Origin of the sequence: Nocardiopsis flavescens (assembly GCF_900141985.1) — a bacterium.
Lineage (GTDB): Bacteria > Actinomycetota > Actinomycetes > Streptosporangiales > Streptosporangiaceae > Nocardiopsis > Nocardiopsis flavescens.
The window spans coordinates 150,532-164,010 of sequence record NZ_FQZK01000004.1; the positions used below are offsets into that span (position 1 = coordinate 150,532).

The window sequence follows — 13,479 nt, forward strand, 5'->3', positions numbered from 1 at the left end:
GGGGCTCCTCGGGTCGCGGTGGCGGGTACGGACCGACGGTAGCGCCCGGGTACGACGCGCCGCGGGCGCGGGGCCTCAGCCGGTACCGCTCCCCGCGTCCTCCCGGGTGAGGAAGTCCCCGGAGGACAGGTCCAGCGCCCGGCAGTCCAGCAGGTCGGCCAGGTCCAGCACGGCGGCCACGGCGCCGTCCCCGCCCCGCACGCGCACCATGAGGCTCTCGACGGGGTCCGCGGCGCCGATGACCAGCTCCAGCAGCCACCCGTCCCCGTCGGCGCCCGGTTCCTCCAGGAACCCCCACGCGGGGTCGCTCAGGTCCGCGCCGGGGTACGCCGTACGGATCACGTCCCGGACGGCGCCCGACGGGCCGATCGGCGGCGGGGCGTCCTCGTCGGTCAGGTCCGCGGCCGAGGCGATGTCGGGCGACAGCCGCATCAGCACGATGTTCCAGCTCACGAAGTCTCCCGGACGGGTTCTCGGAGGGTGCGGGACGACCTTACCGGGCCGGGGTGTCCGGTTCCGGCCGCGGGCGGGGCGCCCGGGCGGGTAGGAGTCGGGTGTCCCCGCAGGCACACCCGAAAGGCCCGGCATGCCCACCCCTCCTCCGCAGTTGCACGGCCCCGCCTTCGAGTCCGACCCGCACCCCGCCTACCGGTGGCTGCGCGAGCACTCCCCCGTGCACCGCGTGGACCTGCCCGGCGGGGCCTGGGCGTGGATCGTCACCCGCCACGCCGACGCCAAGGCGGTGCTCTCCGACCCGGACATGCTCAAGAGCCCGCACGCGGGCAACGAGGCCTGGCGCCGGGCCGGGCTCGGGCTGCCCCACGACCACCGGCCCTCGCTCATGCTCAGCATGGTCAACACGGACGCCCCCGACCACACCCGGCTGCGCCGGACGGCGGGGGCGGCGTTCACACCGCGGCGGGTCCGGACCCTGGTGGAGCGGGCCGAGGCCGTCACCGCGGAGCTGCTGGACCGGGTGACCGCCGGCGGCGCGGGCGAGGCGGACCTCGTGCGGGACCTGGCGTACCCGCTGCCGATCGCGATCATCTGCGACCTCCTGGGGGTGCCGGAGGCGGACCGGGCGGAGTTCCACCGCCGGGCCGCCGTGATCGACTCGTCCTCCTACGAGGAGGTGGCGGCGATCGCCGCCACCACCGACTGGTTCGACTCCTACCTGGGGTCGCTGGTGGACGCCCGGCTGGCGGCGCCCTCCGACGACCTGCTGGGCGACCTGGTGCGGGCGCACGGGCGCGGGGAGATGAGCCGCGACGAGGTGACCTCCGCGGCGTTCCTGCTGCTGGTCGCCGGGCACGAGACCACGGTGGCGCTCATCGGCAACCTGTTCCACCTGCTGCTGGCCCACCCGCGGGAGCTGGAGCGGCTGCGCGCCGACCGGGGGCTGGTGGCGCCGGCGATCGAGGAGGCGCTGCGGATGGAGAGCCCCCTGCAGAACGCCACCTGGCGGTTCCCGCGCAGGGCGACGACCGTGGGCGGGGTGGTGCTGGAGGCGGGCGAGCCGGTGCTGGTGTCGCTGCTGGCGGCCGGACGCGACCCGGACCGGTACGAGGACGCCGACTCCTTCATCCCCGAGCGGGGCGGCTCGCACCTGTCGTTCGGGCACGGCGCCCACTTCTGCATCGGTGCGCAGCTGGCCCGGATGGAGGCGAAGGTGGCGGTCGACGCGGTGCTGGACCGGCTGCCCGGACTGCGCCCCGCCGCCGAGGGGCAGGAGCTGGACTGGTGGCCGAGCATGATCATGCACGGGCTGTTCGCGCTGCCGGTCCGGTTCGACCCCCGCTGACCCGGCCCGGCCCCCGCGGGGCCGCAAGGGCGGGAAAACGGACACAAGACCAAGAAGCACCGAAAACTTACCCCTGATTGGTCAGTTATACGGGCCCGGCCGAGGGTAGTGGGCGGAGACTGGCAGGCGGAGTCCGCCCGAGGGCGGACCCGAGGCCGCGAACCCGCGTCACATCGACTGGAGGGGGACCAGAGGTGACGACCGCAGACAAGAAGTCCAAGACGGCGCCCAAGCCCAGGAGCAGCCAGCCCTGGCTGCACCAGAAGGGCACGCAGGTCCAGGAGTTCGGCACCGTCCGCCAGCTCCCGGTGGGGCTGTCCCAGGACACGCGCATGTACTCGTGTCAGCGGCTCAACCAGGTGCTGTGCGACACGCGCATCCTGCACGACCTGTACAAGAAGCACCACTGGCTGATGCGCGGCCAGACCTTCTACCAGCTGCACCTGCTCATGGACAAGCACGCGGGCGAGCAGCTGGAGCTCATCGACTCCCTCGCCGAGCGCGTCCAGACCCTGGGCGGCGTGGCGGTCGGCGACCCCCGGCACGTCGCGGAGATCACCAACATCCCGCGCCCGCCGAACGGCGTCGAGGAGGTCCCGGCGATGCTGTCCCGCCTGCTGGAGGCGCACGAGGCCATCCTGGAGGAATCGCACGACGCGGCGGCCAAGGTGCAGGAGCTGGGCGACGACGGCACCAACGACCTGCTGGTGTCGGACGTCATCCGCACCAACGAGCTCCAGGCGTGGTTCGTCGCCGAGCACCTCGTGGACACGCCGCTCGTGCGCACGTGACGGACGGCGGCCGGGGGCCGGGCGAGCGGACACCGCCCGGCCCCCTCCGTGTCCGGAGGGCGTGACCCGGCGCGGGCCGGGAGGGGGCGCGACGCTAGATTGGTGGGCCGCCGCACCCCCAGACCACCACCCCGGAGGAACACGTGGCCCGTCTCGGCATCACCGGACACAGCGACCTCGGTGAGGAGACCGCCGCCCTGGTGCGCCGGGCACTGGACCGGGAACTGGCCGCGTTCGGGGGCGGACCCGAGCTGGTGGGGGTGTCCTGCCTGGCGAGGGGGGCGGACCAGGTGTTCGCCGAGGCGATCTGGGAGGCGCGCGGGACCCTGGAGGTGATCCTGCCGGCGGTCGACTACCGGGAGGCGGTGGTGGCCGCGGAGGACCTGTACCGGTTCGACGGGCTGCTCATGCGCGCCGCCTCGGTGCGGTACATGCCGTTCCGCCACGCCGACGAGGAGGCGTACGCGGCGGCCAACACCGCGGTGCTGGCCCGGGTGGAGCGGCTGATCGCGGTGTGGGACGGCAGGCCCGGCGGCGAGAGGGGCGGCACCGCGGACGCGGTCGCCGCCGCCCGCCGCCACGGCGTCCCGGTCCACGTGGTCTGGCCCCGGGGCGCGGTGCGCGGATAGGGGTGGGGAGCACGACGGGCGTCGGCGCCGTGGCGGGGCCTGTGCGGTGGTGGTCTTCGACCCGGCCGGAGCGCCGGGGCACTGCCGGGGGCTGGACCGGGGCCTGCGCCGTAGTGGCCTTTCTCCGAACCGGGGTGCCCGGCCACTGCCGGTCGGCGAACCGCGGCCTGCACCACATGGTTTTCCACCCGACCGGAGCGACCGGCCACAGCCCAGGGCTGGACCGGGGCCCGCGCCCCAGTGGCATCTCTCCGAACCGGAGCGCCCAGCCACTGCCGGTCAGCGAACCGCGGCCTGCACCACATGGTTTTCCACCCGACCGGAGCGCCCGACCCCAGCCGGAGGGTGTCGCTCCCAGCTCAGGTCGCGGGGGTGAAAGCTCAACCGGAGTTCTCCAAAAGCTCAGCCGCTTGGAGAGGGCGGCCAGCGGAGCGTGGACCTGGCCCCGGCGCAGTCGGGGTGCGGCAGACCTCCGGGCCGGTGCGTTGGGCGCGCGTCCACGGTGGTGGGGGTGTCATCCGGGGCTGGGTCAAGCGAGGCGATCCCAGCTCAGCCGCTTGGATCGGGAGGAATGCCCCCTGAAAACGGTGGTGGGCGCGACAAGCGGCCCGAACGTAGAGCACACCCATGCCCTCCTCAACGCAATGGGGGGTTGAGCGTGCGCTGTCTTGGGGCCTCGGGCACAGCCGGTCGGCATTGATCACCACCCCGACTCCAAGGGGTTTCGGTAGGGCGTACCTCCCTCCGCAGACACAGGGGGTGAAGCCCGCGCGTATCTGCTCGCCGCGCCCCTGAGGGTTGTCCACCCGCCTGGAGGGCTCGGCCACAGCGGGAGGGTGGTGCCCCCAGCGGGGCTCCAGGGGGTGGAGGCCGCGGGCACGCTCGGGCCGTGCCACCGGGGGGTTGGGGAGGGAGGACCGCGACCCGGGCCGTAGGGGGTGAGGGCGGCGCACACGTGTGGCCTCGGTGCGTCGTGGTGCGGGAGGGTGCTCTGGTGCGGGTTACTACGTCTGGGGTTGGTGTTCCAAGCGAGGTCGGGAGCAACCGCGCTTCCGGTCGGACCCTTCCTCCCTTTCCAAGCGGCTGGGCGGGGCAGGCCTCGCCCGGACCCGCCCCCGGACAGCACACCCCCACCACCCGGGACGTGCATCCAACGCGTCTGCCCGGTGGTCTGCCGTCCGTTGCATCGTGGGGGCGGATCCGGCTCCGCCGGTCTGTACCTTTCCAAGCGGTGACCGTCTTGGAGACCAAAGGTTCTGGTCGGGCGCGACCACAGACCGCCCTTCCCAACGGGTGACCGTTCTGGAGACCTCCACGTCCGCCTCACCCCCTCGGGCGAAGCACGCGGGAGCGTGCCCCGAAACCCCCTACGGCGGGCCGAGCGAGAACGCGCGGCCCTACCCCGCGCGACCCGGCCTGGGAGCGACACCCTCCGGCTATGGCTAGGCGCTCCAGGCGGGTGGACAACCCCCAGGGGCGCGGCCGGAGCGGGTACGCGCAGCCTCACCCCGCGCGGCCTGGGGTGGGAGCGACACCCTCCGGCTGGGGCCGGGGTCACCAGGAGGGTGGACACCCCCCGGTGGCGCGACCGGAGCGGGTACGCGCGGCCTTCACCCCCAGGGGTTCGCGGAGCCGAGTACGCCCTCGTCAACCCCCTGGAGTCGGGGCATGGATCAACGCTCACCGGCTGTGCCTGAGGCCCAGAGACCGTGCACGTTCCACCCCCTACGGCGTTAGGAGGGCATGGGTGTGCTCTACGTTCGGGCCGCTTGTCGCGCCCACCACCCTTTGCAGGGGGCATTCCTCCCGATCCGGGCGGCTGAGCTGGGATCGCCTCGCTCGACCCAGCCCCGGATCACACCCCCACCACCACGGACGCGTACCCAACGCACCGCCCCGGAAGTCTGCCGTGCGCCGACTGCGCCGGGGCCAGGTCCACGCTCCGCTGGCCGCCCACCCCAAGCGGCTGAGCTTTCGGAAAACTCCGGTCGAGCTCTCACCCGCGCAACTTCAGCGGGGAGCGACACCCTCCCGCTATGGCCGGGCGCTCCGATCGGGTGGAAAACCATGTGGCACAGGCCCCGGTCAAGCCCAAGACCGCCAAGGCCCGGGCACAGCCCCCTCACCCCCGCGGTTCCACCCTGCGCACGTGCGTGTTCGTCTCGTCCAGTGCCCCGCCGTGCGCACCCGTGACCGCGACCGGGGGAACCGGCGCCCCGGTCGCCGTGTCGAGGAGCACCGAGTGCTCCTCCCCCGGGGTGAAGGCATGCCGCTCCCCCCACTGGCGCAGGGCCGCGACGACGGTGAACAGCTCCCGCCCCCTGTCGGTGAGCACGTACTCGCTTCGGGTGCCGCGCTCGTTGGGGCGCTGCGCCATGATGCCCGCGGCGAGGAGCGAGCGCAGGCGGTCGCTGAGGATGTTCCGCGCGATGCCCAGACCGCGCTGGAAGTCGCTGAACCTGCGGACCCCCTCAAGGGCGTCGCGCACGATCAGCAGCGACCAGCGGTCACCGAGGAGGTCGACGGTCCGGGCGACCGGGCAGTACGGGTCGGTCCACTCCTGGTCGGGCATGCGGGCCTCCACCCTTCGGTCGCGTCTTGAAACGTTGAGGCCGCGGCCTCTACTGAGCGGTTTCAAAGTACTACCGAAAACGGCCGCGGGTGGGAGAATCGCTCCGCGTTCCCTGAGACGGCGCCCGGACACGGCGCGGGCCCGCCCGGATCCCCGGACGGGCCCGCCGCGCACGGCTCAGACCAGGGCCGGCCTGCGGGCGCCGGTGACCAGGGGCAGCACCTCCGCGCCCACCCTCCGGGCCTCCTCCAGGTGCGGGACCCCGGCGAGGATGAACGCGTCCACGCCCAGGGCGATCAGCTCGTCGATCCTCTCCGCGACCTGGGCGTAGCTGCCCACCAGGCCGAACGCCGGGCCGCCGCGCAGCAGGCTGAAGCCGCCCCAGACGTTCGGCTCCACCTCCAGGTCCCGGTACCCGGAGACCGGGCCGTCGATGAACGACAGGCTCCGCGCCGCCCCCACCGAGTCCCCCGTCCGCCACCGCGCGAGCGCCGCCGGGTCCGCCGACTCGAACCCGGTGCGGACCACGTCCCACGCCGCCCTCTCGGTCCGCCGCGCGACCACGTCCACCCGGACCGCGAACCGCGGCGTGCGCCCCAGCGCCGCGCTGTGCTCGCGCACCGACGCGAACTTCCGCGCCAGCGCCGCCGTCGGCTCCATCCAGGACAGGTAGTGGTCGGCGTGGCGCCCCGCCGCGTCGATCGCCGCCGCAGAGGACCCCGAGAAGTAGATCTCCGGCAGGTCCTGCGCCGCCAGCGCCTCCGGGAGCGCGCCGTCCCGGACCCGGTAGAACCGCCCGTCGAAGGTGTACGGCCGTTCCTTCCACACCCCCTTGTGGACGTGCAGGAACTCCGAGGTCCGCGCGTACCGGTCGTCGTGGGCGACCTCGTCGCCCCACCACAGCTGCGCCGGCCCCCCGCCGCCGGTGATGACGTTGTAGACCACCCGCCCGCCGGTGGCCCGTTGCAGGCTCGCCGCCATGCGGGCCGCGTGCACCGGGTTCAGGAACCCCGGCTGGAACGCGATCATGAACCGGAAGCCGCGGGTCTCGCGGGCCAGCAGCCCCGCGGTGGCCCACGGGTCGTCGGTGAACGGGAACGACGGCATCAGCCCGCCGTAGAACCCCGCCGCCTCGGCCGAGCGCGCCACGTCCGCCATGTGCTCGACGTAGGCGTACCCGTCGGGCGCCCCGCCCCGCAGGGCGGGCGCGATGCGGCCGGGACCGCCGGGCTCCCAGTCGCCGCGGGTGGCGGCCCGCTCGGTGAGGGACCGCTGGTCCCCGTGCATGCCGATGCGCCAGTAGAAGTCAACGGACACGGTCGGCCTCCTCTCCGGTGGTGTGCAGGACGTGCGGCAGGACCCGCACGGCGTCGGGCGCCCCCGCGGCCGGGCGGCGCACGCGCACCACCCGCAGCCGGGGGCCGGCGGGCCGCCGTCCCCGGCCGGGGCGCGCGGCCGGGGCGTCAGCGGGCATCGGCCGTCTCCTCGCGCTCCAGGTCGGCCAGGGCGGGCAGCAGGTGTTCGCCCAGGCGGTACGCCTCGGCCAGCGCGGGCCGGGCCTCGACCACGAACACGGTCACGCCGCGGCGGCGCAGGGCGTCGAACTCGGCCGCCAGCTCCGCCGGGGTTCCCACGAACCCCTCCGGGACCGTGTGCCCCAGGGAGGCGAACCCGCCCCAGCGTCCGGACACCTCCTCCGGCGGCCCGTCGTCCTGTCCGACGTGGCGCACCGACACCGACAGCTCCACGCCCAGCCGCACCGCGCGCCCCGGGGCCCGGCGGTCCAGCTCGGCGCGCACGGCCTCCGGGTCGTCCCCGAGCCGCAGCAGGTGGACGTCGGCGTGCGCCGCCGAAAGGTCCAGTTCCCCCGGTGTGCGGCCCGACAGGTACACGGTCGGGAAGGGGCCGCCCGAGAGCGGGTGCCCGAAGCCGCCTTCGAGCACCCGGTAGAAGTCCCCCTCGAAGGTGAACGGCCTCTCCTGCCACACCCCCCTGGCAGCGGTCAGGAACTCGTCGGCCCGGCGCAGCGCGTCCGCGCCGGTGACGGTGTCCCCCTGGGCGGCGCGCTCGGCCGGGTCTCCCCCCACCGTCACCTTCCACCCCAGGCGCCCCCCGGTGAACCGCTGGAGCGTGGCCGACATCTTGGCCGCGTACACCGGGGTGGCGAACGAGGGCGCGAACTCCGCGACCGCCCGCAGGTGGCGGCCGGAGCGCAGCGCCCCCGCGGCGACAGTCCAGGGCTCCTCTCCGTCCGGGTCGTCGGGGGCGAGCACCCCGGCCAGCCCCGCGATCTCGGCGGCCCGCCAGGTCTGGAACGCCTCCTCCAGCGGCCCGTACAGGCCGCCGCGCATGTCCGTGGCCGCCGGTCCCAGACCGCGTTCGGGGGCCGGGCCGGAGGGCAGGCGCAGGATCACCTCGGTCATCGGGCTCCCCCGGTGCGCTCGTCCGCGGGGCCGGTCATGCGGCGCCTCCCGGGACCGGCGGGACCAGGGCGTTGACCTTCTCCGACACCGCGTCGGCCACGGTGGGCCGGGCGGGCAGCAGGCCCGCGCCGTGCAGCAGGTCCGCCGCGTGCTGCTGCTCGGCGACGAACTCCTCCGTCACCGGGTGCAGGCCGAACGGCCGGGTGCGCAGCGCGTGCTCCCAGGCGTCGGGGTCGGTGTCGGGGTTGCCGCGCTCGCGGGCGTCGGCGACGAAGATCTCCGCGGCCTCGCGCGGGTTCGCACCGATCCAGGCGTCGGACTCCTGGAGCGCGTTCACGATCGCCGCCAGCTCGCCGGTGCGCTCCTCGGCGAAGTCGCGGCGGGTGAACCACAGCGACCGGTGGCTGAACAGCCCGTCGGTGGCGACGAGGTCGCGGGTCTCCACCTGCTCCTCCACCGCCTTCAGCCCCGGGTAGGCGCCGACCCAGGCGTCGATCCCGCCGTCGAGGAACAGGTGCCCGGCGTTGACGCCGGTGTCGACCGGGACGACGTCCTTCCAGGTGAGGCCGGCGTGTTCGAGGGCGAACAGCAGCAGGGTGGTCTGCCAGGAGCCGTGGGCGATGCCGACCCTGCGCCCCCGGAGGTCGTCGAGGGTGCGGATGTCGGAGTCGGCCTTGACGAGCAGCCGCCCGTTCTCCACCCGGGGCCCGGAGACGGCCGCGTAGACGACGTCGAGGCCGTGCCCCTGGGCGGTGATGGGCGGGGTGAAGCCGGTGCCGATGAAGTCGTAGCCGCCGTCGAAGAGGTGGTCGGCGTGGACGGTGGGCAGCCCCTCGGTGGGTTCGGGCCGTGCCCCCTGGGGCAGGTCGCGCAGGTCCACCCACTCCACGTCGGGCAGGGCCTTCTCCAGGATGCCGCGGTGGCGCAGGACGAACAGCGAGTTGTTGTGCGGGAAGTACCCGACCTTGGTCATGTGGTGCTCCTTGGTGGTGGGGCGGGGGGCGGTTCAGCCGGTGGGGTTCTCCGGGAGGGAGGGGTGCTCGCGGGCCAGGACGCGGTGCGCCTCGGCCAGCGGTCCGTGGGCGGCCCAGGCGCGGACGTCCACCGGCGCGGCCAGGAAGCCGTGGTCGTGGAGGAAGCGCTGCTGGCGGTCGAGCAGGTCCAGCCGGCCCTCGGACAGGTCGGGGGCCAGGCCGGTGTGGAACCCGTCGGCGTAGGCGCGGTCGACGCCGGCGGCCCCCGAGCGGGTCTCGGCGGCCAGGACGGCGCGCACCTCCTCGGGGCGGGTGGCGGCCCAGTCGGCGGCGCGCAGGGTCTGGACGAGGAACGCGGTGACGAGCTCGGGGTTCTCCTCCAGGGTGCGCTCGTGCACGGTGATGGGGCGCGGGGTGCCGTTGTTGACGCGCGAGCGCGGGTCGGGGGCGGCGTCCAGGTCGACGGCGACGACGGCGCCGATCGCGGCGCCCTCCTCGGCGGCGCGGGCGCCCTTGACGTAGACGGCGTCGACCTCGCCCGCGGCCAGTGCGGACAGGCCGGGCCAGTCGCCGCCGCGGGCGTCCGCTCCGACGGAGGGCTCGAACGCGGCGGAGACCTCGACCCGCTGGACGTCGTCGAGGGTGAGCCCGGCGAGGGCGAGCGCGCCGGTGAGGCCGTGCAGGGCCATCGCGCGGGGGAAGCTCCGCCCGGGGGTGGCGGCGTGTCCGGGGACGGCGACGCGCCGCCCGGCCAGGTCGGCGGGGCCGGTGATGCCGGTGTCGGGTCGGGTGAGGACGGCCTGGCCCTCGTCGATCCAGGTGAGGCCGATGAGGCGGGTGGGGGCGCCCTCGGACCTGGCGGCCAGGGCGGGGACGCTGCCGCCCTCGCGGAAGAGGCCGCGCAGGCGGTGGTCGAAGTGGTGGGCGGCGATCTCGGGCGGGGCGTCCTGGAGGACGCCGACGGTCAGGCCGTGGTCGTTGAAGGCGGAGGTGAGCCAGCCGAGTTTGAGGGCGAGGCCGCTGGCGGTGGGGACGGGGCAGCGGGTGTACCAGATGCGGTCCACACCGGGCGGCGGTGTGACGCCGGCGGCCTCGGAGGCTTCGGTGACGTGCGTGGTCATGGAGGCTCCTGGGTGGAAGGGACGGATGGGGAAGCGGGTGTGGGAGGGACGGAAGGGGAGAGCGGCTGGAGCAGGACCGGTGGGGAGGCGGGGGCGGAGCGGGAGGGACGGAAGGGCAGGGTGGGGCGGGACGGGTGGCGGGCGTCCGCTCCGGCGAGGACCGCGGGTGGAACCCGAGGGCGGGCCGATCCGGGCCGGTCGGGCCCGGGAGCGGGACGAGTCGTACGGCGGCAGGGCGCGAGCCGGAACCGGGACGGCGCGGGTAGCGATGGATGACGGGCGGACGACGGAAGGACGGACCGGGGCCGGTACGGCACAGACCCCGGTCGGGACGGGTGGCGGGTGTCCGCTCCGGCGGGGACCGGGCCGGTGCCCTCCTCGGCGGGCGGGTCCCGGGGCCTGTCGGGGGGCCTGTCGGCGGATGTGGACGGCGAAGGCCGCGGGCGGGCGGTCAGTGGGCGGTGGCGACGCCGAGTTCGGACAGGAGGTCGCGGCGCAGGGCCAGGACCTCGGGGTCGTCGCGGTGGCGGGGGTGGTCCGCGCCGATGTCGCGGTCCAGGGCGATGCGGCCCTCCCGCAGGATCAGCACCCGGTCGGCCAGGCGGACCGCCTCGTCCACGTCGTGGGTGACCAGCAGCACCGCCGGGCGGTGGCGGGCGCACAGCTCGGCCACCAGGTCCTGGGTCTGGAGCCGGGTCAGCGCGTCCAGGGCGGCGAAGGGCTCGTCGAGCAGCAGCAGCTGCGGCTCGCGGACCAGCGCCCGCGCCAGCGCGGCCCGCTGGGCCTCCCCGCCCGACAGGGTGGCGGGCCAGGACCGCGCCTTGTCGGCGAGGCCGACCTCGGCCAGCGCCCGCTCCGCCGCGGCCCGGGTGCGGGGGCCGCGCCGCTGCCCCAGGGTGACGTTGGCCAGCACCCGGCGGGCCGGGATGAGGCGCGGCTCCTGGTAGACGGTGGTGCGGCGGCGGGGCACGGCCACCTCGCCCGCGTCGGGCTCCTCCAGCCCGGCGAGGATGCGCAGCAGGGTGGTCTTGCCGGTGCCGCTGGGCCCCAGCAGCGCCGTGAACGCGCCGCGCGGGACGTCCAGGTCGACGCCGTCCAGGACGGTCTTGGCTCCGAAGGCCTTGCGCAGTCCGCGCAGGCGGACGGCCGTGGTCATGGCGGTCCCTCCAGGGGTGTCAGCGGGCGGCCGCGTGGGCGCGCCAGGGCATCAGCCGCCGTTCGGCCAGGCGGATGGCGAGGTCGATGACGATGCCGATGACGGCGTAGATCAGGATGCACAGCACCATGTAGTCGGTGCGGTAGTACTGCTGGGCGAGGGTGACCAGGTAGCCGATGCCCGCGGTGGTGCCGATCTGCTCGGCGGCGATGAGGCCGGTGAGGCTCACGCTCAGGCAGATGCGCAGCGCCATGAGGATGCTGGGCAGCGCGGTCGGCACGATCACCTCGGCCACCAGCCGCGCCCGGCCCAGGCCCAGCCCGCGGGCGGCCTCCACCAGTTTGCGGTCGACCCCGCGCACGCCCAGGTAGGTGTACGCGTACATGGGGGCGACGGCGGACACCGCGATGAGGACGACCTTGAAGGTCTCGTCCACACCGAACCACGAGATGAACAGCGGCACCAGCGCCAGGAACGGCACCGCGCGCAGGATCTGCATGGACGGGTCCACGAGTTCCTCGCCCAGGGCGGACAGCCCGGCGGCCACGCCCAGGACCAGCCCCGCCGTCACCCCCGCCGCGACGCCCAGGGCGGCGCGGGTGAAGGAGGCTGCGAGGAACTCGGAGAGCTGTCCGGTGGCGACCAGTTCGCGCAGGGCCTGGAGGACGTCCGGCGGGGTGGACAGGACCGCCGGGTCCACGAACCCGGTCCCCGCCCCCCACCACCACAGCGCCAGGGCGGCCAGGGGGACGCTCAGCCGCAGTGCCAGGGACAGCGCGGGCGGGCGGCGGCGCGCCCCCAGGAAGGCGGGGCGCTCCAGGTCGTCCCCGGGGCCGGTGTCCGGGACGGCGGGGGCGTTGGACAGCACGCTCATGGTGGGCTCCGGTGGGTGCGGGTTCAGCCGGCTGCGGCGGAGGGGTCGAAGACGACCTCGGAGGCGGTGACGGCCTCGGCGAGGATTCCGTGCTCGTGGAAGACCCCGCCGACGGTCTCGATGGCGGCAAGGTCCTCCTCGGCGGGGTACCGGAACTCGTGGGCCAGGCGGGTCGTCTCGACCGCGTCCTCCAGGCGGTCGCCGGAGCGGGCGGTGGGGCCCTCGTCGAGGAACACGTTCTGGAAGGCCTCGGGGTCCTCGTTGCCCTGGCGGACCAGCTCGTTGTAGACCTCGAAGAACACCTCGACGGCCTCGGGGTGCTCCTGGAGCAGCTCGATCCGGGCGGCGAACATGCCCAGGTCGTCCTGGTCCACGTCCTGGCTGGTCAGGAGGGTTCGCGCGCCGTTGGCCACGGCCTCGGGGTAGGCGTCGACGATGGCCCACCAGGCGTCGATGTCGCCGGAGGCGAACGCGGCGGCGCCCTCCTGCGGGTTGAGGTGGACGCGTTCGACGTCGTCGGGGCCCAGCCCCTCGGCCTCCAGGGCGCGCAGGAGCAGGTACTCGCCCTTGCCCGCCCGGTTGACGGCGACGCGCGCGCCGACGAGGTCGTCGAGGGAGTCGGCGTCGCTGTCGGCGGGCACGACCAGGCCGTCGGCCAGGGGCGCGGCCGGGTCGGCGGGGTCGCTGACCATGAACACGCGCAGGTCGTCGCTGGTGGCCAGGGCGCCGACGGCGGGCGAGAGGGCGCCCTGCTGGATGTTGATGTCGCCGGTGCGCAGGGCCTCGCTCGCGGCGGTGAAGGAGGCGTAGGAGCCGCCCCACTCGATGGTGGCGCCGACCTCGGCGAGGCGTTCCTCGAAGACGCCCTCGCGCTTGGCGTAGGCGAGCGGCCCGGCGTTGCCGGGGTCGATGAGGCGCAGGACCGCGCCCCCGCCGCCGGCCTCGGCCGCCCCGCCGTCGGCGGTGCAGGCGGCGGTCGTTGCCAGGAGCGCGGCGGCCAGGGGGAGCACCAGGGTGCGGCGTAGGGGCATGGTGGTCGCTTTCGAGAGGGGCCCGGGGCGGGCCGGTGGATGACCACACCGTATTTGCCACATCGTGGCAAAGTCAATCTTTCCAGTAGGTTTTATGGATAATAGGG

13 protein-coding genes are annotated in these 13,479 nt (G+C 74.7%); 3 read left to right on the forward strand and 10 right to left on the reverse strand.

Annotation, left to right across the window (positions count from 1 at the left end; translation table 11 throughout):
• Positions 1-75 precede the first annotated feature (75 nt).
• Positions 76-453 carry a hypothetical protein gene (locus tag BUE45_RS09530; RefSeq protein WP_073377820.1) on the reverse strand — a complete coding sequence of 126 codons (378 nt, stop codon included), beginning with the start codon at positions 451-453 and terminating at the stop codon, positions 76-78.
• Between the two features lie 133 nt (positions 454-586).
• On the opposite strand from BUE45_RS09530, the gene BUE45_RS09535 reads away from it, so the two are divergent.
• From BUE45_RS09535 to BUE45_RS09545, 3 genes are all read left to right on the forward strand, one after another.
• Complete coding sequence (locus BUE45_RS09535) at positions 587-1,801, forward strand: cytochrome P450 family protein (protein WP_073377822.1); 1,215 nt, start codon at positions 587-589, stop codon at positions 1,799-1,801.
• 194 nt (positions 1,802-1,995) lie between these two features.
• Positions 1,996-2,592, forward strand: a complete 597-nt coding sequence (locus BUE45_RS09540) for a Dps family protein (RefSeq protein WP_073377824.1) — start codon at positions 1,996-1,998, stop codon at positions 2,590-2,592.
• Positions 2,593-2,735: 143 nt separating this feature from the next.
• Positions 2,736-3,221, forward strand: a complete 486-nt coding sequence (locus BUE45_RS09545) for a hypothetical protein (RefSeq protein ID WP_073377826.1) — start codon at positions 2,736-2,738, stop codon at positions 3,219-3,221.
• 2,122 nt (positions 3,222-5,343) lie between these two features.
• Here BUE45_RS09545 and BUE45_RS09550 read toward each other — a convergent pair.
• The 9 genes from BUE45_RS09550 to BUE45_RS09585 form a co-directional block, all read right to left on the reverse strand.
• Positions 5,344-5,793 (reverse strand): winged helix-turn-helix transcriptional regulator, encoded by a 450-nt coding sequence (locus BUE45_RS09550; RefSeq protein WP_073377828.1) that lies wholly within the window; start codon positions 5,791-5,793, stop codon positions 5,344-5,346.
• A gap of 177 nt (positions 5,794-5,970) precedes the next feature.
• Positions 5,971-7,110, reverse strand: coding sequence for an LLM class flavin-dependent oxidoreductase (locus BUE45_RS09555; RefSeq protein ID WP_073377830.1), 1,140 nt, complete (start codon positions 7,108-7,110; stop codon positions 5,971-5,973).
• A complete protein-coding gene (locus BUE45_RS32475; RefSeq protein WP_178378496.1) occupies positions 7,100-7,267 on the reverse strand; it encodes a hypothetical protein in 168 nt (55 codons plus the stop codon). Before BUE45_RS32475 ends, BUE45_RS09555 begins: the two co-directional genes overlap by 11 nt.
• On the reverse strand, positions 7,257-8,216 hold the full coding sequence (locus tag BUE45_RS09560; RefSeq protein ID WP_073377832.1) for an LLM class flavin-dependent oxidoreductase: 960 nt from the start codon (positions 8,214-8,216) through the stop codon (positions 7,257-7,259). The genes BUE45_RS32475 and BUE45_RS09560 overlap by 11 nt, the downstream gene beginning before the upstream one ends.
• Positions 8,217-8,250: 34 nt before the next feature.
• On the reverse strand, positions 8,251-9,189 hold the full coding sequence (locus BUE45_RS09565; RefSeq protein WP_073377834.1) for an ABC transporter substrate-binding protein: 939 nt from the start codon (positions 9,187-9,189) through the stop codon (positions 8,251-8,253).
• A 33-nt stretch (positions 9,190-9,222) separates the two neighbouring features.
• Positions 9,223-10,311, reverse strand: a complete 1,089-nt coding sequence (locus tag BUE45_RS09570) for an ABC transporter substrate-binding protein (RefSeq protein WP_073377836.1) — start codon at positions 10,309-10,311, stop codon at positions 9,223-9,225.
• 451 nt (positions 10,312-10,762) lie between these two features.
• Complete coding sequence (locus BUE45_RS09575) at positions 10,763-11,467, reverse strand: ABC transporter ATP-binding protein (RefSeq protein WP_084737088.1); 705 nt, start codon at positions 11,465-11,467, stop codon at positions 10,763-10,765.
• Positions 11,468-11,486: 19 nt separating this feature from the next.
• Positions 11,487-12,341 carry an ABC transporter permease gene (locus BUE45_RS09580; protein WP_073377838.1) on the reverse strand — a complete coding sequence of 285 codons (855 nt, stop codon included), beginning with the start codon at positions 12,339-12,341 and terminating at the stop codon, positions 11,487-11,489.
• A gap of 23 nt (positions 12,342-12,364) precedes the next feature.
• Positions 12,365-13,372 (reverse strand): NrtA/SsuA/CpmA family ABC transporter substrate-binding protein, encoded by a 1,008-nt coding sequence (locus BUE45_RS09585; RefSeq protein ID WP_073377841.1) that lies wholly within the window; start codon positions 13,370-13,372, stop codon positions 12,365-12,367.
• Between the last annotated feature and the right edge of the window lie 107 nt (positions 13,373-13,479).

What these genes read in the sequence shown, in the direction of transcription:
- BUE45_RS32475 (WP_178378496.1), bottom strand. Translation starts at nt 7,267, where the DNA reads ATGCCCGCTGACGCCCCGGCCGCGCGCCCCGGCCGGGGACGGCGGCCC.
- BUE45_RS09575 (WP_084737088.1), bottom strand. Translation starts at nt 11,467, where the DNA reads ATGACCACGGCCGTCCGCCTGCGCGGACTGCGCAAGGCCTTCGGAGCC.
- BUE45_RS09535 (WP_073377822.1), top strand. Translation starts at nt 587, where the DNA reads ATGCCCACCCCTCCTCCGCAGTTGCACGGCCCCGCCTTCGAGTCCGAC.
- BUE45_RS09550 (WP_073377828.1), bottom strand. Translation starts at nt 5,793, where the DNA reads ATGCCCGACCAGGAGTGGACCGACCCGTACTGCCCGGTCGCCCGGACC.
- BUE45_RS09570 (WP_073377836.1), bottom strand. Translation starts at nt 10,311, where the DNA reads ATGACCACGCACGTCACCGAAGCCTCCGAGGCCGCCGGCGTCACACCG.
- BUE45_RS09560 (WP_073377832.1), bottom strand. Translation starts at nt 8,216, where the DNA reads ATGACCGAGGTGATCCTGCGCCTGCCCTCCGGCCCGGCCCCCGAACGC.
- BUE45_RS09580 (WP_073377838.1), bottom strand. Translation starts at nt 12,341, where the DNA reads ATGAGCGTGCTGTCCAACGCCCCCGCCGTCCCGGACACCGGCCCCGGG.
- BUE45_RS09565 (WP_073377834.1), bottom strand. Translation starts at nt 9,189, where the DNA reads ATGACCAAGGTCGGGTACTTCCCGCACAACAACTCGCTGTTCGTCCTG.
- BUE45_RS09585 (WP_073377841.1), bottom strand. Translation starts at nt 13,372, where the DNA reads ATGCCCCTACGCCGCACCCTGGTGCTCCCCCTGGCCGCCGCGCTCCTG.